Genomic DNA, 24,327 nt, shown 5'->3' with positions numbered 1-24,327 from the left:
AACCGCCAGTCTGTCGGCAATATTAAAACCAAATGTTTTGATAAAGCAGAACTGGTCGCCTATATCGAATCCGATTACGGAGAAAAATTACAGCCGGTGGCGCCGGGTGATGAGCTGAAAGACAGCGTCAATATGACTTTCGATTACGCCATTCCGGAGCCGAAGTTTAAAGATGCGGAAACACAGAAACAGGCGCTGAAATTAACCGGCCTGCTGAAGCAGATTAACGAATCTGATAATCCGGATATTCACGACAAGCTGAATAAAGAGATTCACCAGACCACCATGGATCTGGTATCCGCGTCTGCCGGGTCCGCATCATCCAATACGGTGGCGGAAAATGAGTATTACAACACCTTTATCACGCAGACCGGCAATTTCCGCGCCTTCGGGGTTCTGCCGAAATAAGTGATTTTTCATTCAGTTCCGGAAAGGGCCGCATTATCACGCGGCCCTTTTTTATTAAAAATTTTAATGAAAAATAATGAATTGCTGGTTTTATCAGCAACAAAAAATTAAACAATAAAGAGAGGGACATCAAATAAAAAAGGAGTATGATTTCAGGAGAGCCGTATTTTTCATCTGAAAACCGGCCGGTAGTATAAAAAAACAACATCAGGGTTAATCTGATGTAAATAACAGTTTAAAACACACTTTATTACGTAACATCTGTTACGGAATCCTTTATCTGCAACAAAGTAATGGCGGAATAATGTACGGTCCGCCCGGTAAAATAACACATCACTATGTCAATAGCGGTGTATTTTATTGTTCATTTTGTTAAAGGCAGATGTCAGTTTTGTTCTGAACTCCCTCACTTTCTGCTTATTATTTTTTCTGCTGCCGTCAGGCTCAGAAGAAATTAATCAGATTTTTTAAAGTCTCCGGGGGATTAAGTACATCAGCATTATGGAGATAGTATGAAGTCAAGAAGTTTAACGACCTGGATTGTGGCTGCGTTATTTATCGGGGTGATTGTCGGCTTTGCGCTGAACAAACTGGCCACACCCGGGTTTAATCAGCAATATTCTGCTGATATCTCAGTGGTGACAGATATTTTCCTGCGACTCATTAAAATGATTATCGCGCCGCTGATCCTCTCCACGCTGGTGGTGGGTATTGCAAAAATGGGGGATGCGCGGACACTCGGCCGGGTTTTCTCCAAGACGTTGTTTTTATTTATCTGCGCTTCTTTTATTTCCATCACTCTCGGGCTGGTGATTGTTAACCTGCTTAAACCGGGTGCGGGAATTAACTTTGTGGCACCGGCGGATACAGTGGTGGACAATGTGGCGACCGCCGCGTTTTCGGTGAAAAACTTTATCGCCCATCTGATCCCGACCAGTATCGTTGATGCCATGGCCCGTAATGAGATTTTGCAGATCGTTGTTTTCTCTATTTTTATGGGAATTGCTCTTTCCGCTATCGGTGAAAAAGGTAAGCCGATTCTGACACTGCTGGAGTCGGTGGTCAGCCTGATGCTGAAACTGACCGGCTATGTCATGCTGTTTGCGCCGCTGACGGTTTTTGCCGCTATTTCCGGTATGATCGCCGAGCGCGGGCTGGTGGTGCTGCTGGAAGCCGGTATTTTTATGGGTGAATTCTACCTGACACTGGCAACATTATGGCTGGTGTTAATCGGTCTGGCAGTTCTGATCGTGGGGCGCTGTATTCTGCGGCTGACCAAAGGGATCGCTGAGCCGGCGCTGCTGGCATTTACCACCTCCAGCTCTGAAGCGGCGTTTCCGGGCACACTGAAGCAGCTCGAGCAGTTCGGTGTCTCCAATAAAATCGCCAGCTTTGTACTGCCGATTGGCTACTCCTTTAACCTCGTCGGCTCTATGGCGTACTGCTCTTTTGCGGTTATCTTTATCGCCCAGGCCTGTAATATTGAGATTTCCATGGGAGATCAGATTACAATGTTGCTGATCCTGATGCTGACATCCAAAGGTATGGCGGGTGTGCCGCGTGCCTCGCTGGTGGTGATTGCCGCCACACTGACACAGTTTAATATCCCGGAAGCCGGGTTAATTCTGCTGATGGGAGTCGATCCGTTCCTGGATATGGGCCGCTCCGCGACCAACGTGATGAGTAATGCGATGGGCGCGGCGATTGTCGGGCGCTGGGAAGGCGAGCATTACGGGGAAGGCTGTCACGGAAAACCGCCGGTAGCGGTTGTTGAGATGGCAGAACCGGAGCCGCTGAAAAAAGCAGGCTGAAGAACCTATTCTCTGTATGAAAAAAAACACAGGTACCGATTTTCACCTGTGTTTTTTTATATCTGCAGTTTGTATCTCATGACCCGCTTAACACTTTTACATTTTCATTATTCTGTATTTCCGTATTAAGATCTCATTTTTATTAAAATAAACTTTGGTTTTTTATTTTATAAATTTAATTCAATCATCAAATGTAACGATAATATGTTATTTTCTCATTTTGAAATCGTTAATTTATGGTTTATTACTTTGTTTTTAAACGGATTTAATAATGATATTAAAATGGTGTGATACGTGTCTGTTCCTTCATGAAATTCACCAACTTCTTCATTTTAATCATTTGTTTTCGTGCATAATAAGCCACCATAATCGGGACAGGTAATTTTATTTTTTAAATTGTGAGTCAATAGGTTCTTCATTTTTCTGATTTAATACGAGTGAATATAATGACAAATAAAACTTTTGAGTATCAGGAGCCATTCCCGTTATCGGAAGATAAAACGGACTATTATCTGCTGAGCAGGGAGCACGTTTCCACGGCGACATTTGAAGGCCGTGAGATGCTTAAGGTTGAACCTGAAGCGCTGACGCTGATTGCCCAGCAGGCCGTGCATGATGCCTCCTATTTCCTCCGTCCGGCACATCAGAAACAGGTTGCACAGATTTTAAGCGACCCTGAAGCCAGCGAAAACGACAAATATGTCGCGCTGCAACTGCTGCGCAATGCGGAAATCTCTGCCAAAGGGGTTCTGCCGAACTGTCAGGATACCGGCACCGCGACTATCGTGGCGAAAAAAGGCCAGCAGGTATGGACCGGCGTCAACGATGCGGAATGCTTATCCCGTGGTATTTACAACACATTCCAGCGTGAAAACCTGCGTTATTCACAGAACGCAGCGCTGGATATGTACACGGAAGTGAATACCGGCACCAACTTACCTGCACAGATTGATATCCTGGCCACCGAAGGCGCGGAATATCACTTCCTGTTTATCAATAAAGGCGGTGGCTCTGCCAACAAAACCGCGCTGTATCAGGAAACCAAGGCCATTCTGGAACATGATCGCCTGAAAGCATTCCTGATCGACAAAATGAAGTATCTCGGTACCACTGCCTGCCCGCCGTACCATATTGCGTTCTGTATCGGCGGCACCTCACCGGAAATGAACCTGAAAACGGTGAAACTGGCGTCCACCAAATATTATGACAATCTGCCGGATACCGGTAATGAGCTGGGACGCGCCTTCCGCGATCGCGAGCTGGAGCAGGAACTGCTGGAAGCCACCCGTGAGTTCGGCTTCGGTGCCCAGTTTGGCGGTAAATATTTCGCCCATGATATCCGTGTGATCCGTCTGCCGCGTCACGGCGGTTCCTGCCCGATTGGTCTGGCACTGTCCTGTTCGTCTGACCGTAACATCAAAGGCAAGATCACCAAAGACGGGATCTGGCTGGAGAAACTGGAATACAATCCGGCAAGTTACATTCCGGAATCCATGCGCAAAGAGAATGAAAGCGACATGGTCAGTATCGATCTGAACCGGCCGATGGCGGAAATCCTCAAAGAGCTGAGCAAGTATCCGGTCTCCACCCGCGTCTCTCTCAGCGGCCCGCTCATCATTGCCCGTGATATCGCGCATATGAAACTGAAAGAGCGCCTGGACAGCGGACAGGGATTACCGCAGTATTTCAAAGATCATATGGTGTACTATGCGGGTCCGGCGAAAAAACCGGAAGACCTGGTCTCCGGCTCTCTCGGCCCGACCACCGGTAACCGGATGGATCCGTATGTGGACTTGTTCCAGTCGCAGGGCGGCAGTATGCTGATGCTGGCAAAAGGAAACCGCAGTCAGGCGGTGACCGATTCCTGTAAAGCACACGGCGGCTTCTATCTGGGCAGTATCGGCGGTTCTGCGGCGATTCTGGCTCAGGAATATGTGAAGAGCCTGGATATTCTGGAATACCCTGAACTGGGTATGGAAGCAGTCTGGAAAATGGAAGTGGAAGGGCTCCCGGCCTTTATCCTGGTGGATGACAAAGGGAATAACTTCTTCGAACAGGTTCAGACGAAAAAATGTGAGAAATGCGTGGCAGGCCAGCCTGCCTGAGCCAACACTTTCCCTGAGGAGTTTGCATGAGCGACGAACGTTATCAACAACGGCAACAGAAACTGAAAGAGCATGTCGACGGGCGCGTTGCCGCGGCTCAGAAGACCGGCGGAGTCCTGATGGTCTTCACCGGTAACGGGAAAGGGAAATCTACTGCGGCCTTTGGTACCGCGACCCGCGCCGCCGGACACGGTATGAAAGTGGGCGTGGTGCAGTTTATCAAAGGCCAGTGGGAATGCGGCGAGCGCAATGTGCTGGAAAAACTGGGGGTTGAATTCCATATCATGGCCACCGGTTTTACCTGGAACACGCAGGACAAAGAAGGCGATACCAAAGCGGCACAGGAAGTATGGCAGTTCGGCAAAGCGATGTTAGAGGATCCGTCCTATGACCTCGTGGTGCTGGATGAACTGACGTACATGGTGCGCTACGGCTATATCGACCTGGATGAGATTATCAGTTACCTGAAAAATCGCCCAGAAAACCAGAGCGTGATTATTACCGGCCGGGGATGTCACCGCGATATCACGGATCTGGCAGACACCGTCAGTGAGCTGCGTCCGGTTAAACACGCGTTTGACAGTGGTATTCAGGCACAGAAAGGTATCGACTGGTAATTCATCCCGTAAATACAGTCTGTTATCACAATCGCTCCGTTTATACGGGGCGATTTTTTTTGCCGGTCCGGCAGTGCTGCGCTTTGTTTTTCGGAATAGACTGCTGGCAGCGGATGAACATAAATTGATACCTTTGCATCCGTAAAAATACTGAGTAAACGGAAGCAGACAGAATGAAATTAAAGACGATCTCAGCCCTTGCGGTATCCGCTGTTGTTCTGGCCGGTTGCCAGAATATGAATTATGACACCCTGGCACAGTCCGGCGGCCAGTTATTTCAGGCGGCCACCTTAACCGATGCGGATATGGTGAAACTGACGGACGGTGCCTGCAAAGAGATGGACGCAAAAAATAACATTGCACCGGCCTCCGGAAAATACGCGGCACGCATGGACAAAATCGCCAAATCATTAGGTTCCGATGTGAACGGCACAAAAGTGAATTACAAGGTCTATATGACCAATGAACCGAATGCCTGGGCGATGGCGAACGGTTGTGTCCGTGTTTACAGCGGTCTGATGGATATCATGAATGATAATGAAATCGAAGGTGTCCTGGGGCATGAATTAGGACACGTCGGCCTGGGTCACACCCGTAAAGCAATGCAGGTTGCCTATGCTGCGGTGGCGGCAAAAACCGCGGCGGGTTCAGCGGGCGGTCTGGCGTCTGAACTGAGTAATTCTCAGTTTGCTGATATGGGTATCAAACTGGTTAATGCGCAGTTCTCACAGCGTCAGGAAACGGAAGCGGACAATTATTCCTATGATCTGCTGAAAAAACGCGGCATTTCAACGGAAGGTCTGGCCACCGGGTTTGAAAAGCTTGCGAAAATGGATAAAGGGCAGAACAGCATATTTGATTCTCACCCGCCGACCGCAGAGCGCGCAGAGAATATCCGCAACCGGATCGCGGCAGATAAACAGTAAGTATTCCGGATAACAAAAAAGGTGGCTGAGCCACCTTTTTTATTTAAGACAGAATCAGTTCTTTTTCCCGCGATTTCTCGTGGATCCAGTCACTGAATTTCCGCAGGTTGAGTGATCCTTTTTTGTCCTCTTTATAGGTGAGAACAAAGCGGTTGCCGGTGCTCATCGGCAGATCGCACGGGATCACCAGATCGCCGTTTTCCAGATCTTTCTGGATAGCAAAACGCGGCAGCAGCGCCACACCGAGATTTGAGCGGATGGCGGAGATCAGCATCGAAAGCAGATCAAAGCGCGGGCCGACCCGGGTTTTCGGGTTGTGAATGCCCGAGAGCTGGAACCAGTCACTCCAGGCATCGAGGCGGGTGGTCTGATGCAGCAGAGTAAACTCTTCCAGCACCTGGCTGGTGGTGAGTTTGATACTGTCATCCCGCCACAGCATGCGGCTGCAGACCGGTACCAGCTCTTCCTCAAACAGATATTCAAAATCCGGCCACGGATTACAGAAATCCTCACGCATGATTGCCGCATCGTATTTCAGGCTGGTAAAGTCCGCCGGTGTGGTTAATGCGCTAATACTTAATGCGATTTCCGGATGTTTCTCACGGAAGCTCTGCAGGTTCGGGATCAGCCAGTGTGTGCTGAAGGTCGGTGTTACCGCCAGCTCAAACAGCTGCTGTGATGACTGCCAGGACATAATATCCTGGGTGTCTTTTTCCAGCTTATCCAGCGTGTCATGCACCAGCCCGAGGTAATGCTTTCCGGCATCACTGAGGAAAATACGTTTGCGGACGTGATGAAACAGCGACACATTCAGAAATTCTTCCAGCGCGGCTATCTGACGGAAAACCGCACTCTGGGTCAGTGATAACTCTTCGGCTGCCCGGGTGTAGCTCTCATACTGCGCGACAGCTTCGAAGGTGATCAGTAAATCCGTTTTCGGGATCTTCTTTCGCATGGCGTTTTACTCCCTAAAAATATAATCCATTTTACCGGGTGGGGGATGGCGGCAGAGTGAAACCACTCCCGGCCTGATGCCCCATATGACAATACATGCTGCATGCGGCATTAATAACGGACATGGCTAATGCCGCGCCGCTGCCTTCACCCAGCCGGAGATCCAAATATAAGAAAGGTTTCAGACCGAGCTGCTCAAGCGCGATACCTGCGCCTTTCTCGGCGGAAAAGTGGGACGGGATCAGATAGTTCCGGACAGCAGGAGCCAGACGGCAGGCCGCGATGGCGCAGGCGTAAGATAAAAAGCCGTCGAGCACGACAGGAATACCGCAGACGGCGGCACCCAGAATCACACCGGTCATCCCGGTCAGATCATACCCGCCGACTTTGGCGAGCACGTCAATGGCATCTGCCGGATCAGGGTTGTTGACCGCGATAGCCTGCCGGACAATAGCTTCTTTGTGTGAAACGCGATCCAGCGGCAGATTGGCGCCGATCCCGACCGTATCATGCGGATCAAGTCCGCACAGGACGCTGATCATCGCAGACGCCGGGGTGGTATTGGCAATCCCCAGTTCCCCGGTGCCGACAACGCGGATCCCGGCGGCAACCCGCTGTTTTACCAGCTCTGCACTGGCAACCAGCAGGTGCTCCGCATCGGCGTAAGACATTGCCGGGCCTTTGGCGATATTGCCGCAGCCGCGTGCCAGTTTCAGGGAAATCATGTCATCGATAGGATCGCAGTCAATGCCGATATCCACAGGCAGCACGCTGGTACCGTTGCTGCGGGCAACCGCGCAGACACCGGTCAGCTGTTTCTGAATATTGCGGGCCTGGATAGCGGTGACTTCCTGCGGGGTGACGGCGACACCTTCTGCAAATACGCCGTGATCCGCACACATCACAATAATTTCTTTCGGCAGATTATCCGGATGGTCAATCCCCGGCATTCCGGCAAGATGTACCGCCAGATCTTCCAGGCGGCCGAGACTGCGCGGCGGCTTGGCCAATCCGTTGATATGTTGTTCTGCCGCCTGCATGGCCGCGTGATCCAGAGGCGGGATCGCACGGATCAGGTCTTTCAGTGTTGTCATTGTTTTTATGCTCACATTATATTTTTATAATCAAACAACAGGCGTAAAACGTGATCGCCCGTTAAACACAGCTAACGTCATAAATCCGTCGCGGCATTCCGCCACACTGTAACTGTCCTGTGCACAGGGGAACTGCCACATGGCCTCTGCGGGCAGGCCGAACCAGCGGGTGATAATAAGCCCGAGCACGCCCTTGTGGGCGACAATCAGCCGGGTTGCCGGGGTTTCTGATGCTTCCCGGCGCAGTTCATCCGCCACCGCCTGAACCCTCACCGCAAACTGCGGGAACGGCTCGCCGCCGGTCGGTGCGGCATGCAGCCAGTCATTCATCCAGGTCTCCCAGTCTGCCGGGTAACGGGCGGCAATCTCACTGTAATGCTGCATTTCCCACTCGCCGAAGTGCATTTCATTGAGGCGCGGGTCGCAGTGATAGTGATGAGTTTCCGGGGCACGGATATATTCCGCCGTCTGTTTTGCCCGCTGCAATTCACTGATCAGTATAGTATCTATCTGAATATCACGCAGATAAGCGGCCACGCTGGCGGCCTGGCGGTGGCCGTGTTCCGTCAGCGGTAAATCGGTGCTGCCGTAGAACAAACCGTCTTTGTTCCCGGCGGTTTCCCCGTGGCGGACAAGAATAAAGCGGCTGATACTCATCTGCTTACACCCAGAACAGCGCGAGCAGGAAGATAATTTCCCCGCACTCTTCAGCGGCACCGAGTGTGTCCCCGGTCTGTCCGCCGAGGTGATGGCGGAAATAACGCCCCAACCCGTAAATAATAAAGGCGGTGATAATCAGTGCGCCGAGGGCTTTCATTCCGCCTGCAACCGTGACAATCACCGCGCCGGTGGCGAGAGTGATGACAAACTGACGCAGAGTGATACGGCCGATATAAATATTGCCCATACCTTCCCCCTCGCGGGCATAGCGCTGGTTGTACATCACCAGTGACATACAGGTGCGGCCTGCGACCGGGGCGCAAATCAGCAATCCGGCAGCGGTGATCAGGGAAAGGGAAGAGGAGGCGAGAAGCTCATACGCGGCAGCGGATTTTGCCATCAGGGCAAAAATCAGTGCCAGACAGCCATGCGTACCGATGCGGCTGTCGCGCATGATCTCCAGCATTCTTTCGCGTTTGCGGGCGGAGAAAATACCGTCACAGGTATCTGCCAGGCCATCGAGGTGAAAACCGCCGGTGATCAGGATCAGTGCCAGCACATAGCCCAGCGCGGCGATCAGCGGACTGTGAGCCGCTTGCGCAATCCACACCGTCAGCAGTGTTGCAATGATCCCGGCAATCAATCCGACCACCGGAAAAAATGGTACGCCACGTCCGTACTGCTGAAACTCCGTGCCTTCACTCCAGCGCTGCGGCACCGGAATGCGGGTAATAAACTGGAGTGTCGCCCACAGGTATTTCAGGTTCATTTGATCTGAACTCCGATCCCGGAGACCACCAGCCAGACCTGTTCGGCCTGACGGGCGAGTTTCTGATTAATACGTCCGGCGATATCGACAAAATGACGCGCCAGCCGGTTTTCCGGTGTGATGCTCATCCCCAGTTCGTTGGTGACGATATACACCGGGCACTCACTCTCTTTGCAGGCATCAATAATATGGTCGATTTCGCTGTTGATGCCGATCTCCAGTTGTGCGTAATCGAGCGTGTCCGGATCCGCGCCGCCCGAGGCGTCATAGAGCAGATTGGCAATCAGCGTGGTGATGCATTCCAGCATCACCCCTTCGCCCGGTTTGCGTTCATAACGGATAGCACGGGCAATGTTTTTAAAACCTTCCCATGTGCGCCAGTGCTGCGGGCGATCGGCCTTATGGCGTGCCACGCGGGCGGCCATTTCATCATCCGTCACCACTGAGGTGGCGATATAGAGCGCACTGTGACAGCGGTTATCCACCAGTTCTTCAGCAAAACTGCTTTTACCGCTGCGGGCTCCGCCGGTAATTAAAATCATGCTGTTTTCTCCTTGTGTGCACGCATCAGACGGCAGATTTCATCAATATTGAGGTGTTCCCGCATCTGCTGCGCCAGAATATTAAACTGCTGTTCTTTATGCAGTGCATAGTCAAACGTGCTTTCCGGCAGCGGCTCCAGCCCTTTCTTTTTCCGCAGCTGATTGAGCAGCGGACGGGTGAAATTGTTGCGGTCAAAAATTCCGTGCAGATAAGAGCCCATCACACTGCCGTCCGGGTTGACTGCACCGTCAGCATGGTTGCACGGCTCGCGGTTTTTCTCATGCATCTGTGCAAACGGGATGGCATCCGCGCCGGTTTCGGATACGCCCATGTGGATCTCGTAGCCGCTGATCGGTTCACCCTGACAGGCTGACCAGATCCCCGGCAGTGCGCCGCACACGGTTCCGGCGGTCTGGGTGGTATTTTTTTCCGGTGAGAAGCGGGTGGTGATATCGAGCAGCCCCAGTCCCGGCAGATCGGATAATCCGGATTCGACATCATCATAAATATGTTTACCGAGGATCTGATAGCCGCCGCAGATCCCGGCGACCGGTGTACCCTGTGCATGGCGGGTGAGAATGGCTTTATCCATTCCTTTCTGACGCAGCCACAGCAGGTCACCGAGGGTATTTTTACTGCCCGGGATAATCAGCAGATCCGGTTCACCGACCAGCAGCGGATCGGATTCATAACGCAGACGGACATCCGGCTGGGCGGCAAGGGCATTGAAGTCGGTGAAGTTGGCAATGTGCGGCAGCTGAACCACCACAATATCCAGCACTTCCTCTGTTTTGCCGTCATATTTGCCGACCTGCAGCGCCACGCCGTCCTCATCTTCCAGATCCACATCCAGCCACGGCAGCACGCCGAGCACCGGAACGTTGGTCAGATCTTCGATTTGTTTAATGCCCGGCATCAGCAGAGCGACATCACCGCGGAATTTATTGATGATCACGCCGATCACCCGGGCGCGTTCGTCGTCTGCCAGCAGGGCGAGTGTGCCGTAAATCGAGGCGAACACACCGCCGCGATCGATATCCGCCACCAGGATCACCGGCGCGTCTATCATTTCAGCCATACCCATATTCACAATATCGCCGTCGCGCAGATTGATCTCCGCCGGGCTGCCTGCGCCTTCCAGCACAATAATGTCGTGCTCAGAAGCCAGGTCATTGTAAACATCACGGATCATGGCTTTCAACTGAGGTTTGTAGAGGTGATACTCCGCCGCATCCATATTTTGCGCGACTTTCCCCATCAGAATAACCTGGGATTTGCGGTCAGAGGTCGGTTTGAGCAGAACCGGGTTCATGCGCACATCCGGTTCTATACCGGCAGCTTCCGCCTGAAAGATCTGCGCCCGGCCCATCTCTTTGCCGTCACGGGTGATCCCCGAGTTCAGTGCCATATTCTGTGATTTGAACGGCGCGCAGTGATAGCCATCCTGAGAAAAAATCCGGCAGAATCCGGCAACTAATACACTTTTTCCGACATCGGAAGCAGTACCCTGGATCATCAGTGAAAATGTCATGCCATTACCTCGTGTGTTCAGGCGGCGGGAGTTGTCTGCTGCTGCAATTGTGCAAACAGCGCCTGTTCAGTTTTGCACAGCGGCAGTCCGGTTTCGCAGTGGAGTTTGACCAGCCACGGCTGTTCCAGCCCGGCGGCGGTGATCATCTCTTTTTGCAGGAAAACGGACTCCGGCGTGCCGTGGCCGCACACTTCGCCGTGCGACATCACGTAAATACCATCACAGACCTGATAAATCAGATCAATGTCATGGCTGGAAATCACAATGTGTTTACCGGCGGCGGCAATACGGGCCAGCAGATCGATCATCTGCTGACGTCCGGCAGGATCCAGCCCGGCCGTCGGTTCATCGAGCAGCAGATAATCTGACTGCATCACCAGCGCCCCGGCGATCGCCACGCGTTTTTTCTGGCCGAAGCTCAGATGCTGCACCGGTTTGTCTCGGAAGGCGAGCGCATCCACCAGACGCAGTGCCTCATCAGTGCGGCGTTTGATTTCATCCTCTTCCACGCCGAGATTACGCAGGGCGAAAGCGATATCACTGTCCACATCTGTGTAGAAAATCTGCATATCCGGATCCTGAAAAACGGTCACCACATGCTGACGCAATTCCAGCAGGGATTTTTTGTCGTATTTCAGCGGATTACCCCGCCAGTTCACCTGACCGTCCTGTGGTTTCAGAATACCGGACAGGTTCATAAACAGGGTGGATTTTCCGCAGCCGTTGGCACCGATAATCCCGGTGACCTGGTGTGCGCCAAAATCCATCGTCAGGTTTTTCAGGATATTATCGTCCTGATAGCGGAATGTGAGACCGCTGACCGATAATTGCGGATGATGATTCATAGATGGAAATCTCCCCGATAGAGCTTCACATTCAGTGCGACGGACATTTGCTGATAGCGCATCATCACGCGGGAAAACAGCATGGTGACCAGCATCGCCAGTGAGCGGTAGCCGGTGCGCAGGTTGCGGTAGCCGAAGCGCAGGGATTGTGCGTGATAAATGGTGGCGGCTTCTTCCAGAAAGATAAAGATAAAGCGCCAGGTCAGCAGGATCTGCTCGATCAGCACCAGCGGCAGGTGGCCGCGTTTCATCAGTTTAATCAGCTGCTCAAACGGCATATTGAGCATAAACCAGAAGGTGGCAGCGAGAGCCGCCATGCTGCGCCAGAAGGTCTGATTGGCAGTTGTCAGACCGGCGGGATCAAGGCCAACCCAGTACTGACCAATCTGAATGCCCCACAGCAGAGTGTCCGGTGTGCGGGCAAATGAGATAATAATGGCCACCAGACCCACCGCCAGAAAACTGAACGGGATCAGCAGCCATTTCAGATAGCGGAGCGGCGATACCCGCAGTAACCAGCAGGTAAACGCCGCAATACACAGCAATAAAGCCGCCTGGCCTGCCGGCGGCAGGCTCATCGCCAGAACCATCATCACGACCCAGAAGGTAAACTTCACCCCCGGGTCACGCTGACGCCAGCGGCTTTGATAACTCAGCGCATCAAGGCTTTGCATTTTTCCGGCCGCTGCGGTAGTAACCGAGCACGTAGAAAATCACTGCAGTGCCCAGACAGCCCTGTAATGTGAACAGCAGACTTTCGATTTCACCACTGGCCGGCTCGTACAGAGACTCAAACCAGGGCTCATAATCCGGCGCGATGGCCAGGATCTGCTGCTCAGCCTGATCGTCTGAACCGCCGTATTCACCGCCATGATCGATAAAGAACGGGATGATAAAAATCGCAACAGTCAGAAACAGTAAAATCAGTGTCTTTTTCATGCCCGCACCTCGTTACCCACCAGGTTACGTTTCACCAGCTGATCATAGACCAGTACCGTCAGCAGACCTTCCGCAATCGCAATCGGTACCTGGGTCAGACAGAAGATACCCATGAATTTCAGGATCGCCGCACCCATCCCCATCTGCGGATCCGGGAAAGCAACACCGAGCTGCACCGAGGTGACAAAATAGGTGGTTAAATCCGCTATCACCGCGACAAGGAAGACGCAGACATCCTTACGCCAGCCCAGTTTGATGGTGAAACGCCAGACCAGATAACCGACAATCGGTCCGATAACCGCCATCGACATGCCGTTGGCACCGAGGGTGGTCAGGCCGCCGTGCGCCAGCAGCAATGCCTGGAACAGCAGCACGATGGAGCCGAGCACAGCTACCACAGATGGCCCGAACAGGATCACTGCCAGCGCCACCCCGGTAGGGTGAGAGCAGCTGCCGGTCACTGACGGGATCTTCAGCGCGGAAAGCACAAAGATAAAGGCGCCGCACAGTGCCAGCAGAACTTTCTGGTTGGCATCTTCCTGAACAATCGCTTTAAGGCGGACAATCCCCGCGCCGAGGAACGGCAGGAAAATCAGCCACCAGGCAATCGCCCACATCGGCGGTAAAAAGCCTTCCATGATATGCATGGCAAAGGCTTCCTGGGGTGCAATCATCAGCAGAATAGTGACGGCGGCACCGGTTAACGAGAACTGCGTGAGTTTCTGTTGCATAACAACCTCACCGAATTATTTCCGGGTTTTATTAATTAATACCGTTGAGAAATAAGGCAGTGTCTGTTCGTCGTCGATCTCATCCAGGCGCCGCCAGCACTGTTCAGTTTCCAGTGTGGCATCGGCCATCAGGATGGCATGATCAAACAAATCATGGCGGCGGAGCAGATCGCGTACCTGTTGTAAACGACCATAGACTTTCATTAACACAATGCATTCATGATGCGTGATCGCATGCTCCAGCTCTTCGGGAGATGCGGTACATGACATGACAGCAAGGCTCTGGTTTTCCATTGCCAGCGGGACAACGGCCCGTGAAGCGATAGCCGCAAACGAGGTCACGCCCGGAATCACTTCCAGCCATGGCTGATTGCCGATACGCTCCAGCAGGGAAACCCAGGTACTGAACAGCATGGAATCGCCCAGGGTGATAAAGCCGACTTTTTTACCGTCAGCCACATCCTCCTGAATCGCTTTCGCGACATCATCCCAGACTGCTTCTTTCGCTTCCTGAGGCGCTTTCATCAGGAAGTGATAGGTTTTCACCGTAGTTTTACCGGTGATATACGGGGCGACAATGGTATGTGCCAGGCTCGGGGCATCTTTCTTACCGGCCGGGGCATACAGGATATCCAGCTCGCTGATAATCCGTGCGCCGCGCACCGTGATAAGGTCACTGGCACCGGGACCGGTGCCGATAGCGTAAAGTCTGCCCTGTGGTTTTTCTGTTTGCTGACTCATGTGCGGATATTACTCCCCGTTATCCATTGTCTGCGCCAGGTGTTCGACAAACATCTGACGGATCATATTGTTCTCACCCATGCCCTGTAACCATGCGGTAGCCTCGATTCCGGCCTGTTCCAGCTGTGTTTTCCAGGAATCTTCTTCATCGGAGGCCATATCATTGATGGCATGGTCACCGGCGACCAGCATCAGCGGCATCAGGTGTACTTTGCGGACGTTTTCGGCTTTCAGACCTTTAATAATCAGGTCGATTTCCGGATAGCTCTCCACCGCCCCGACACGTCCCGGGAAGCCGCTGTTGGTCATCATGTGATCCAGGCAGGCATAAGCGGAGAAGGCGTGGTGAGTGGCACCGTGACCCATAAATACCACACGCTCGTCGGCTTTCAGTTCCGGCATCTGGAAGTGCAGGGCATCAATCAGCTGTGAGTAATCCTCAAAACTGCTCAGCAGCGGCTTGCCCACGCGCAGATAGCGGAAGAACGGACGGTATTTTTCAACCTGGCCGACAATCTTTTCGTATTCGTCCCCGTTAATCACATGCAGTGACTGGATAGCCACATCCTCATAACCCTGCTCGTGCAGATGGCGTAATGCCTCTTCAGGGTTATTGATATGCAGGTTATCGCGCTCTTTTAATTTGCGGATAATCATGCCGGAGGTGAAGGCGCGGAAAAAATCACGGCCGGGGAACGCTGCCGCAAGCTGCTTTTCACAGCTTTCGATATTTTTTTCACGGGTTTCCGCGTAACTGGTGCCGAAACTAATCACTAATAACGCTTTTTTCATCTCATAACCTCAGTAAATCAACAGACAGAAAAACGGGATGTCAGATACTGCTCTACCCCGCAAAGATCCTGCAATTCAGTCACATCACCGGACACCCGGGTCTGCGGGCGTACCACGACAATGCAGGGAATTCCCAGCGCCAGACAGGGGGCGATTTTTTCACTGAATCCGCCCTGGGTGCCGGACTCTTTGGTGATCACCACATCCGTGCCGCAGTAACGGTAAAACGCTTCATTAAATTCCGCCGAAAACGGCCCTTTGAGGGCAAAAATCTGGTCAATGGTCATCCCGTAAGATTCGCACTGCGCCAGCACTTCCTGTGTCGGCAGTACCCGCGCCAGCACGGTTTTGCCCGGCAGCCGGGCAATATAATCCGCCAGCTGTTTGCTGCCGGTGGTCAGCAAAATCCGCTGACCGAGTGTCATGGCAATCTCACAGGCGCTGTCGATGGAGTCCGTTTTGTAAATCAGCGGGTTATCAACCGCGTCAATATCACTCGGGCGGTTATAACGCACCAGCGGAATGCCCAGCTCACGCTGCACCTGCAAAATAGTGTCGCTGAGCACGGCGGCGTAAGGATGCGAGAGATCCGCCAGCAGGCGGATCCCGTGACGGCGGCAGTATTCCGCCATCGCCTGTGCATCCATCCGGCCTTCCCGGATCTCACCCTGTAATCCGGCTGCCTGCTGACGGCCTGCGGCGGTGGCGACCGAGAGCCGGTAGCGGACTCCCTGTGCATCCAGGCGCTCACAGAGCAGACGGGCATCACTGGTCCCGCCGAAAATCAGCAGTCTGCCGTCATTCACAGTTTGTATCCCCGTGGTGTGATCATCAGGTCATCACTGATATAGGTGGATTTATTACCGACAATCACCAGGCTGGTCATATCGACACGCTCATATTCCATCTCACCGAAGGTGGTGATCCATTTCTCTTCTTTCTTACGGGCCGCAGCTTTCACCACGCCGATCGGGGTGGTGGCGGCTTTGAACGGTGCCATCAGTTCAAAGGCACGGGCCAGATGACCTTCGCGGCCCAGGCTGCGCGGGTTATAGAAACAGATAACAAAATCGGCTTCGGCGGCGGCTTTGATGCGTTTCTCAATCACCTCCCACGGCGTGAGCAGGTCGCTCAGGCTGATATGGCAGAAGTCGTGCATCAGCGGGGCACCCAGTAAAGATGCGGCGGCGATACTGGCGGTAATACCCGGCACCACACGCACCTGAATATCGCGCTTCTCTTTGGTGACGATTTCGAGGATAAGCCCGGCCATGCCGTAAATCCCGGCGTCACCGCTGCACACCATCGCCACGTTTTTGCCTTCCTGTGCAAGCTCAATGGCCAGATAGCAGCGTTCGATCTCTTTGCGCATGCCGGTTTTGATGACTTCTTTGTCGCCCACCAGAGGTTTCACCAGATGGGTATAGGTTTTATACCCGACGACCACTTCCGCTTCTTTCAGTGCGGTGACGGCTTCTTCGGTCATCATGGCTTCACTGCCGGGGCCAATGCCTATAACGGTTAACATACTGTTTCTGCTCCTAACGTAATGGTGATCCCCCGGGTCTTACAGGTTTGCCCTATCAGACAGCCTTTGCTCATCAGCCAGGCGACCGGCCGGGATACACTCCCGACACCCGTGGTTTTTTTAACAAATTCTGATTCCGGGAACTGTGCCGCCACAGGGGCAAGCTCCTCAGCACTGAATACGGTAAACGGCACCTGATAGCGGGCAGCGAGCGCCAGCAGGGCGGGCTCCTGTGCTTTCAGGGTAATACTGCCGATAGCGCGGACGGCTTCCGGCAGCAGATTGTTCTCAGCCAGCTGTTCAGCAAACAGCTGCTGAACCTCGTCTGCCCCGGTATCTCTGCGGCAGCCCATACCGGCAATAATCCGGCGCGGGATCAGTTTATATACCGGCACCGGCAGCATCACTTCCTCGCGGCGGTAACTGACACACACCAGCGCATCCAGTTCCGGCAGAGTGCGCAGATCCGCCACCGGGATAAGCCCCGGTAAGGCGTATTTATCCTGCTCTGCCGCCATATCAGGATGCCACCAGATGCCGATACGATCCCCGCTGACCATCATCTGGTTCAGGGTTTTGACGGTGGCGCGGAAATCGGTGAACGTGGCATTCATCTCCTGCGCCAGCAGATCAAAACTGGTGACCTGATTGACATCGGTTGCGGTGGTGATCACCGCCTGTCCGCCGATCCGGCCCGCCAGCCAGGTGGCCAGCTCGTTAGCCCCGCCGAGATGGCCGGAGAGCAGACTGATCACATGCTGTCCTTTCTCATCCATCACGATCACGGCAGGGTCACTCATTTTGTCCTGAATCACCGGTGCCAGTACCCGCACGGTAATGCCGGTCGCGCCGATGACAATCAGAGCGTCATTCTCTGCAAATGCCTGCTGTAAGGTGGCGGCAAAGCCGTCACGGAACGGTTCAAAGCCATCCGAGACCAGTTTTTCGCTGGTGTAACAGGTCACCGGCAGCAGCGGGCGGATCTTTTCCGCCAGCGCTTTGCCGCCCGGTGTCAGGCAAAACAGCGCAATGCGCTTACCGCGAGGCTTTGCGGTACTCATGGCTGAAGCCTGCGTCATACAGTTTTGAATAGTGATACTCGTCGCCGAGGAACGGACCGACCAGAATCAGTGCGGTTTTGCGGATTTTTGCGTCGCGCACGGCAACGGTGATCTCCGCCAGAGTACTGCGCAGCACCTGACAATCCGGCCAGGTCGCTTTATACACCACGGCGACCGGGGTGGTTTCCGGATAACCGCCTTCGGTCAGTTGCTCCACCACGCCTTTGATATCCTGAACAGACAGGAAAATCGCCATTGAGGTCTGGTGAGCGGCAAAGCTGCGCAGACTCTCTTTCGGCGGCATCGGTGTGCGGCCTTCGATACGGGTGATGATCAGGCTCTGGGACACTTCCGGTACGGTGTATTCCACACCCAGTTCGGCTGCGGCACCGAGGAAGGAACTGACGCCCGGGATCGCGCTGAAGCCGATATTGTGTTCTGCCAGCACTTCGCCCTGTTCACGGATAGAGCCGTACAGGGATAGGTCGCCGGTCTGCAGACGCACCACCAGTTTGTGGCTTTTCACGCCGTCAACCATCACAGTGATGATGTCGTCGAGGGTCATGGCGGCGCTGTCGTAGCTTTCGACGCCGTCTTTGCAGTAGTCCAGCAGATCAGTATTGATAAGCGAACCGGCATAAATGACGATGTCAGCCTGTTGTAAAATACGGTAGCCTTTCAGGGTGATAAGACTGATATCCCCGGGACCGGCTCCGACAAACCAGACTTTCTGACGGTCAAACTGTTCAGCCACAACGCGCCTCCTTACGGCAGGAAATAAGATAGGTAGGATTATTCGGTTTAAAATAATAACTGTGTCCGAGCGCGGTCATATTTCCGGCCTGTAATTCACAGCAGTCCAGTTCGCTCACCGCACACTGTTTCAGGTGCGCAATGGCTTGTGTCAGGTTATCCAGCAGGATAAAGGTCATCACCAGGGTGCCGTCGCTGTGCAGATGATCGAGAGACCAGTCGATAATCTCCGTGAGATTTCCTCCGGTACCGCCGACAAACACGGCATCTGCTTTTTCGGCCAGTTCCACCGGTGCATACGCGTCAATCACGCGGATTTGCGGGCAGCGGAAATGGAGGCAGTTCTCTTTGATAAGCGCAATGGCTTCCGGTTTTTTCTCGATGGCAATAATCTCAAGCGCCGGGTGGCTGAGTGCCGCCTCAATCGAAACACTGCCGGTGCCCGCACCCACATCAATCAGGCGCTGTGCACCCTGTAAATCCAGCCGCGACAGGGCGAGAGCCCGTACCGGCTCTTTGGTCATCGGGATCTGTTGTCCGCGCAGAAACAGTTCGTCTTTCATCAGGCCACACTGCCTTGTTTATCAATTAACACCACATTCATGTCGTAATCCCCGCTGACATCGTCCGCATTGAGGATGGTGATCCGTTCATTGCGGCCGGAGAGGTTTTCTCCGATGATCATCCGCCGGGTCTGGCCGCGCTGACGGATTTCAGCGGCAATTTCTTTCGGGCCGATCTTACTGTCCGTCACCATACCGATACGCTCATGGGCGAGCAGCCAGTCAAAATCCGGGCTGCGGTTGTGGCTGCTGGTGAGATAAATATCATTCATATCCATTCCCGCGCGGGAACACAGATATTGTACGGAGCTGATGCCCGGCACCATCTGCACCTGCTCCGGTGCGAAGGTTTCACTGATGCGTTTGCCGATGCCGAAAAACATCGGGTCACCGGAAGCCAGAATGACAATGCGGCGATCAAGACGCTCTGCTATCCAGTTCATCAGGCCGCTGATATCCGCATCAATGACACGGGTTTCTGTGGTCAGCCCGGCAAATTCATCCAGATGGCGCTGACCGCCGATTAAAATGTCCGCCCCGGAAATCACATCCGCTGCCCGCCGGGTCAGATACGCTTCTGAGCCGGGGCCCACACCTGTCACATAAATCATCGGAATCCCTCCGTTATGGCGCTGAGCGGCCGGTTGGTCCCCAGCACCTGATTATCAAACGAGAACAGAATGGCATCACAGTGCGGCGGCTCATCGGAGAAACGCAGCATCTGATTAATCCGGTCACAGATTTTTTCTGCGATCCGCGGATAGACCGCCTGCCAGCCTTGTGCGTTAATCAGTTCAATCGCCGCTTCGGTGGTGGTGCAGCCGTCCACTTCCTGTAATAAGGAGAGCGGGGCGCCGATCAGGGCGAGATTGGCGATCAGGGTTTCCATCCGCGCATCCGCAATATGGCTGTGGGTGTGGAAAATGCCTGCCGCGATTTTGACCAGCTTGCCGAAGTGCCCGAGGATCACCACCTGCTCAAACTTCAGTCGTGTGGCTTCCTGCAGCATATAGCCGACAAAGTTACTCATAGTGACGACATAGGTGCCGTCCAGCCCGAGCTGTTCGCTGACAAACCGTTCGCCGTGGTTACCCGGCACCAGGAAAACGCGGGTCATACCCTGGGTGCGTTTCATTTCCAGCTCGATGGAGAGGGAGCGTTTCCAGCTCTCTTCCGACATCGGCGTGACAATACCGCTGGTGCCGATGACAGAAATTCCGCCGAGAATACCGAGGCGACCGTTATAGGTTTTTTTCGCCCGCTCTTCCCCTTCCGGGGCAAATATGGTGATATCCGCCCCCCGGTTCGGGCCGATGACTTCGCGGACCGCCGCTTCAATAGTCTGACGCGGCGTTTTGTTGATCGCCGCGTCACCGATAGGCAGACCAACACCGGCCTTCGTCACCCGGCCGACACCTTCGCCGCCGTCCAGGGTGATAATGCCGCTGTCATTGACTGCGACACGGGCAAAAATCAGCATGCCGTGGGTGGCATCAATATCATCCCCGCCATCTTTACGGATGGCGGCGGTGGCGGATTGCCCGCAAATCAGCGGATCTTCCACATTCAGGTTCAGTGTCACACCGGACGGCGTGACAATCGACACCTGCTGAATCACTTCCTGACGCAACACCATCAGCGCCGCCACTTTGGCGGCAGCGGTGGCACAGGAGCCGGTGGTATACCCCTTGCGCAGTGCCTTGCCTTTGTGCCAGACGACGCCGGTGCCGTTATCGTCAGGTGCTGTGATGTTTTTCTGCGTCATGATTACGCCTCCGGCATCCGGTAAAGGATGGCGTTGATAATCGCAGCGGCCACGTTACTGCCGCCTTTGCGGCCGAGCGCGGCGATACACGGCAGCGAACTCTCCGCCAGCGCATCTTTGGATTCCGCCGCGCCGACAAAACCGACCGGTACACCGACAACGGCAACCGGTTTTTCTGCGTGTTCCAGCACGCGGAACAGGGCGGTCGGGGCATTACCGAAGACAAAAATTTTCTCACCCGGCTCCTGCATGGCGATATCCACGGCGGCCATAGAGCGGGTCATCTGCTGCTCTTTGGCGGCAGCGACCACACGCGGGTCGCTGACATAGCAGCGGCACTCTGAGCCGTATTTCGCCAGGCGGGTTTTGTTGATCCCGGACAGCGCCATAGTGGTATCGGTATAAATAGTGCAGCCGCGCATAATGCCGTCACGGAGGATTTCAATCACACCATCAGAAAAATGCAGGATATCCAGCCAGTCAAAATCGGCAGTGGTATGGATAGCGCGTTTGATAATTGCCGCGTGATCATCACTGGCGAAACGGTATTCCGGCCGTGTTTCGCGGATAATGTCATCAATGATCAGAAAACTGTTTTTTTCGATTTCCTGCGGCTGTTGTATGTAACTCATATTTTTCCCTTACAAAATCCACTGTGCCAGAAGATGAATGACGGCGAACAGCGCCAGTGCGGCGGAGGAGGCAACCCACATCAGCCGGATGGTGCTGAGAATATCGTCTGCATTGATGTCGCGGGTGTTGTCGCCGATCCACGGCTTATCCACCAGCTGACCGAAATAGGTATTCGGCCCGCCCAGCTGTACACCGAGTGCGCCGGCGACAGTCGCTTCGGACCAGCCGCTGTTCGGGCTGCGGTGATTGGCGTGATCACGTAATCCGGTGCGGAAAGCCTCGCGGTAACGGTATTTCAGAACAAAGGCGGCGAAGGTGAACAGCAGCCAGCTCAGACGCGCCGGGATATAGTTGGCGACATCATCCGCACGGGCGGAAAACATACCGATATCGCCGTACTTTTCATTTTTATAGCCGACCATCGAGTCCAGGGTATTCACCGCTTTATAGGCCATCGCCAGCGGTGCGCCGCCCAGTAATAAGAAGAACAGCGGGGCGATTACGCCGTCGGTGGTATTTTCCGCGACGGTTTCGGTTACCGCGCGGGTGATTTGCGGCGGTGTCAGCTCCCGGGTATCACGCCCGACGATCCATGATAATTTTTCACGGCTCTCCGCCAGATCATCCGCCTTCAGCGCGTCATACACCCGCATCGCCGCATCCTGTAAACAGCGGGTGGCAAGGACGGTGTAGGTCATCCAGATGGTGACGAGCCAGCCGAGACTGGTTTCCAGATAAAACGCCAGCGCCAGCACGCCGTAACTCACCGCCCAGGTGCCGCCGACGATCACAATCCACAACACGGCTCCGCCACGGCGCAGTGCCGCACCGCTCTGACAGCGGCGGCGGATCACACCTTCGGTTTTACGGATGGCGTTGCCAATCCAGCGGATCGGGTGCGGCCAGTGCTCCGGGTCACCGAGGCGCCAGTCGAGCAGGAAAGCGGCCAGCCAACTGAGCAACGTCATAACACACTCCGTGCCAGGGCAAACCAGTGATCCAATAACCCCGGACGCTGGGCAAAATGCACATGCAGATATCCGGCAAAGGTATTTCCGACCTGATAACCGCCGCGCCAGCGTTTGAGGATTTCGCCGTCGCGCTCTTTGATAAACTCAAAAGCAGACGGCAGATCAGTCTCAAAATCAGAATAATGAAACTCGTGGCCGCGCAGGCGTTCACCGGCACGAACCAGAGTGGTGTCTGTCAGTGCGGTACCTTCACAGTAACCAAAGCGCTTCAGTCGGTTACCCATGGTGCTGTGCCCGGCAATGATGCCGGTCATCGGGAAGGTGTTGCCGGTGCTGTCTGTCAGGGTTTCACCGAGATACATCAGCCCGCCGCACTCCGCATAAACAGGAATACCGCGCTGATGCGCTGCCAGCAGTGCGTCCCGCATCACGGTGTTAGATGAAAGTTTTTCAGCATAGACTTCCGGATAACCGCCGCCTATGTAAATCATATGGCACGGATCCGGCAGGACGCTGTCATTGAGCGGGCTGAATGTGACAATCTCCGCGCCGCTCTGACGCAGTAAATCGAGATTATCAGGATAATAGAAGTTAAAAGCGGCATCATCCGCCACAGCGACAGTCAGCCCGCGTCCGGTACCCGGTGTGGCCAGCGGCAGCGGTGTGCCGTCTGCCGGTGCCTGCCAGCGTGTCAGGGAAAGCAGCTTATCCACATCAACGGTTTTTTCTATCTGATCAGCCAGACGCTGCCAGCGCTCAGTCTGCTGTGCCTGCTCCTGCGGCGGGATCAGCCCCAGATGACGGGAAGGAAGTTCAATATCGTTCATCACCGGCACGTAGCCGATCACCGGCACATGGCAGTAATGTTCAATGGCGTGTTTCAGGAGCTGAAAATGGCTGTCACTGTTAACGCGGTTAATCAGTACCCCGGCGATATTCAGTGACGGATCAAAATGCTGAAATCCCATCACCGTGGCGGCAATTGAGGTGGAAACCGCTTTGCCGTCGACCAGCATAATCACCGGGCAGTTCAGCTGTTTTGCCATCGCGGCGGTGCTGCAATAGTGAGGATCGGTACCGAAGCCGTCATACAGGCCCATCACACCCTCAATCACACCGGCGTCTTTGTCCTGCATATAATGACGGAATTGCGGGGTCAGAACGGACTCCGGCAGCATAAAGGCATCCAGGTTACGGGAAGGTACGCCGGTGACGGCGGTATGCCAGCTGCTGTCGAGGTAATCAGGGCCGACTTTGCAGGGCTGGACACGCAATCCGCGTGCACTGAGTGCCCGCATGATCCCGAGGGTGATGGTGGTTTTTCCGCAGCCGCTGCTGGTGCCCGCGATTACGAAGACCTGTTTTTGTGCCTTATTCATACGCTACCTTTGACACGGTGTTGTTGCCAAAAAAACGTCCTGATACCAGGAAAGCAAAAAAAGGTTAAATAAATTAACCCGGTGAACTGTCTTTTTATTTTCATGATCATAAGCAACACGGAATATTGCTGAACAGCGACACGAAAATGTAATGATCATTTAATTAACATTGCCGATTTTTGATATAGTGATTTTTTTACGGCTATTT

Annotated in this window: 26 protein-coding genes and 1 pseudogene; 5 read left to right on the top strand and 22 right to left on the bottom strand. The window is 53.9% G+C overall.

Annotation, left to right across the window (positions count from 1 at the left end):
- The 5 genes and pseudogenes from X965_RS19580 to X965_RS16255 form a co-directional block, all read left to right on the top strand.
- Positions 1–408: pseudogene (locus X965_RS19580) on the top strand (hypothetical protein); the annotation flags it as partial.
- A gap of 512 nt (positions 409–920) precedes the next feature.
- Complete coding sequence (locus tag X965_RS16270) at positions 921–2,219, top strand: dicarboxylate/amino acid:cation symporter (protein WP_036413821.1); 1,299 nt, start codon at positions 921–923, stop codon at positions 2,217–2,219.
- Between the two features lie 446 nt (positions 2,220–2,665).
- Complete coding sequence (locus X965_RS16265) at positions 2,666–4,324, top strand: fumarate hydratase (RefSeq protein ID WP_004236173.1); 1,659 nt, start codon at positions 2,666–2,668, stop codon at positions 4,322–4,324.
- A 26-nt stretch (positions 4,325–4,350) separates the two neighbouring features.
- A complete protein-coding gene (gene cobO, locus X965_RS16260; protein WP_004236172.1) occupies positions 4,351–4,941 on the top strand; it encodes a cob(I)yrinic acid a,c-diamide adenosyltransferase in 591 nt (196 codons plus the stop codon).
- Between the two features lie 173 nt (positions 4,942–5,114).
- Complete coding sequence (locus X965_RS16255) at positions 5,115–5,867, top strand: M48 family metalloprotease (protein WP_004236171.1); 753 nt, start codon at positions 5,115–5,117, stop codon at positions 5,865–5,867.
- Positions 5,868–5,910: 43 nt separating this feature from the next.
- On the opposite strand, the gene X965_RS16250 is transcribed toward X965_RS16255, so the two are convergent.
- The 22 genes from X965_RS16250 to X965_RS16145 are packed head-to-tail and all read right to left on the bottom strand — an operon-like array spanning position 5,911 to position 24,119.
- Positions 5,911–6,822, bottom strand: coding sequence for a LysR substrate-binding domain-containing protein (locus X965_RS16250; RefSeq protein ID WP_004236170.1), 912 nt, complete (start codon positions 6,820–6,822; stop codon positions 5,911–5,913).
- 31 nt (positions 6,823–6,853) lie between these two features.
- Complete coding sequence (gene cobT, locus X965_RS16245; RefSeq protein ID WP_036418890.1) at positions 6,854–7,915, bottom strand: nicotinate-nucleotide--dimethylbenzimidazole phosphoribosyltransferase; 1,062 nt, start codon at positions 7,913–7,915, stop codon at positions 6,854–6,856.
- Positions 7,916–7,945: 30 nt separating this feature from the next.
- Positions 7,946–8,572 (bottom strand): alpha-ribazole phosphatase, encoded by a 627-nt coding sequence (gene cobC, locus X965_RS16240; RefSeq protein WP_036418887.1) that lies wholly within the window; start codon positions 8,570–8,572, stop codon positions 7,946–7,948.
- A gap of 4 nt (positions 8,573–8,576) precedes the next feature.
- Positions 8,577–9,344: an adenosylcobinamide-GDP ribazoletransferase gene (gene cobS / locus X965_RS16235; RefSeq protein WP_036418884.1), complete on the bottom strand. Its 768-nt coding sequence runs from the start codon at positions 9,342–9,344 to the stop codon at positions 8,577–8,579.
- Complete coding sequence (gene cobU / locus X965_RS16230) at positions 9,341–9,886, bottom strand: bifunctional adenosylcobinamide kinase/adenosylcobinamide-phosphate guanylyltransferase (protein WP_024472834.1); 546 nt, start codon at positions 9,884–9,886, stop codon at positions 9,341–9,343. The genes cobS and cobU overlap by 4 nt, the downstream gene beginning before the upstream one ends.
- On the bottom strand, positions 9,883–11,418 hold the full coding sequence (locus tag X965_RS16225) for a cobyric acid synthase (protein ID WP_036418881.1): 1,536 nt from the start codon (positions 11,416–11,418) through the stop codon (positions 9,883–9,885). The genes cobU and X965_RS16225 overlap by 4 nt, the downstream gene beginning before the upstream one ends.
- A gap of 17 nt (positions 11,419–11,435) precedes the next feature.
- On the bottom strand, positions 11,436–12,263 hold the full coding sequence (locus X965_RS16220) for an ATP-binding cassette domain-containing protein (RefSeq protein ID WP_036418878.1): 828 nt from the start codon (positions 12,261–12,263) through the stop codon (positions 11,436–11,438).
- On the bottom strand, positions 12,260–12,937 hold the full coding sequence (locus tag X965_RS16215) for an energy-coupling factor ABC transporter transmembrane protein (RefSeq protein ID WP_036418875.1): 678 nt from the start codon (positions 12,935–12,937) through the stop codon (positions 12,260–12,262). Before X965_RS16215 ends, X965_RS16220 begins: the two co-directional genes overlap by 4 nt.
- On the bottom strand, positions 12,924–13,202 hold the full coding sequence (locus X965_RS16210; RefSeq protein WP_024472830.1) for an energy-coupling factor ABC transporter substrate-binding protein: 279 nt from the start codon (positions 13,200–13,202) through the stop codon (positions 12,924–12,926). The genes X965_RS16215 and X965_RS16210 overlap by 14 nt, the downstream gene beginning before the upstream one ends.
- Complete coding sequence (locus X965_RS16205) at positions 13,199–13,933, bottom strand: energy-coupling factor ABC transporter permease (protein WP_036408521.1); 735 nt, start codon at positions 13,931–13,933, stop codon at positions 13,199–13,201. The genes X965_RS16210 and X965_RS16205 overlap by 4 nt, the downstream gene beginning before the upstream one ends.
- A 15-nt stretch (positions 13,934–13,948) precedes the next feature.
- A complete protein-coding gene (locus X965_RS16200; RefSeq protein ID WP_004236156.1) occupies positions 13,949–14,674 on the bottom strand; it encodes a cobalt-factor II C(20)-methyltransferase in 726 nt (241 codons plus the stop codon).
- 9 nt (positions 14,675–14,683) lie between these two features.
- On the bottom strand, positions 14,684–15,466 hold the full coding sequence (locus X965_RS16195) for a sirohydrochlorin cobaltochelatase (protein WP_004236155.1): 783 nt from the start codon (positions 15,464–15,466) through the stop codon (positions 14,684–14,686).
- Between the two features lie 17 nt (positions 15,467–15,483).
- The gene (locus X965_RS16190; RefSeq protein ID WP_004239029.1) at positions 15,484–16,272 is read right to left on the bottom strand and encodes a cobalt-precorrin-6A reductase; all 789 of its coding nucleotides are present in this window, start codon (positions 16,270–16,272) and stop codon (positions 15,484–15,486) included.
- Entirely contained in the window at positions 16,269–16,994 is a 726-nt protein-coding gene (locus X965_RS16185; RefSeq protein WP_004236153.1) for a precorrin-3B C(17)-methyltransferase, read from the bottom strand. The genes X965_RS16190 and X965_RS16185 overlap by 4 nt, the downstream gene beginning before the upstream one ends.
- Positions 16,988–18,055, bottom strand: a complete 1,068-nt coding sequence (locus tag X965_RS16180; protein WP_004236152.1) for a cobalt-precorrin 5A hydrolase — start codon at positions 18,053–18,055, stop codon at positions 16,988–16,990. The genes X965_RS16185 and X965_RS16180 overlap by 7 nt, the downstream gene beginning before the upstream one ends.
- The gene (locus tag X965_RS16175; protein ID WP_004239025.1) at positions 18,030–18,809 is read right to left on the bottom strand and encodes a cobalt-precorrin-4 methyltransferase; all 780 of its coding nucleotides are present in this window, start codon (positions 18,807–18,809) and stop codon (positions 18,030–18,032) included. The genes X965_RS16180 and X965_RS16175 overlap by 26 nt, the downstream gene beginning before the upstream one ends.
- Complete coding sequence (locus tag X965_RS16170) at positions 18,802–19,371, bottom strand: decarboxylating cobalt-precorrin-6B (C(15))-methyltransferase (protein ID WP_004236150.1); 570 nt, start codon at positions 19,369–19,371, stop codon at positions 18,802–18,804. Before X965_RS16170 ends, X965_RS16175 begins: the two co-directional genes overlap by 8 nt.
- On the bottom strand, positions 19,371–19,982 hold the full coding sequence (locus X965_RS16165) for a cobalt-precorrin-7 (C(5))-methyltransferase (RefSeq protein WP_004236149.1): 612 nt from the start codon (positions 19,980–19,982) through the stop codon (positions 19,371–19,373). Before X965_RS16165 ends, X965_RS16170 begins: the two co-directional genes overlap by 1 nt.
- Complete coding sequence (gene cbiD, locus X965_RS16160) at positions 19,979–21,136, bottom strand: cobalt-precorrin-5B (C(1))-methyltransferase CbiD (protein ID WP_004236148.1); 1,158 nt, start codon at positions 21,134–21,136, stop codon at positions 19,979–19,981. The genes X965_RS16165 and cbiD overlap by 4 nt, the downstream gene beginning before the upstream one ends.
- Positions 21,137–21,138: 2 nt before the next feature.
- Positions 21,139–21,768 carry a cobalt-precorrin-8 methylmutase gene (locus tag X965_RS16155; RefSeq protein WP_004236146.1) on the bottom strand — a complete coding sequence of 210 codons (630 nt, stop codon included), beginning with the start codon at positions 21,766–21,768 and terminating at the stop codon, positions 21,139–21,141.
- A gap of 9 nt (positions 21,769–21,777) precedes the next feature.
- Entirely contained in the window at positions 21,778–22,737 is a 960-nt protein-coding gene (cbiB, locus tag X965_RS16150; RefSeq protein WP_004236142.1) for an adenosylcobinamide-phosphate synthase CbiB, read from the bottom strand.
- Entirely contained in the window at positions 22,734–24,119 is a 1,386-nt protein-coding gene (locus X965_RS16145) for a cobyrinate a,c-diamide synthase (protein ID WP_036418871.1), read from the bottom strand. Before X965_RS16145 ends, cbiB begins: the two co-directional genes overlap by 4 nt.
- Positions 24,120–24,327 lie beyond the last annotated feature (208 nt).

This window comes from Morganella sp. EGD-HP17 (genome assembly GCF_000512315.2).
Lineage (GTDB): Bacteria > Pseudomonadota > Gammaproteobacteria > Enterobacterales > Enterobacteriaceae > Morganella > Morganella morganii.
This window is presented reverse-complemented; position numbering and strand designations above follow the sequence as displayed.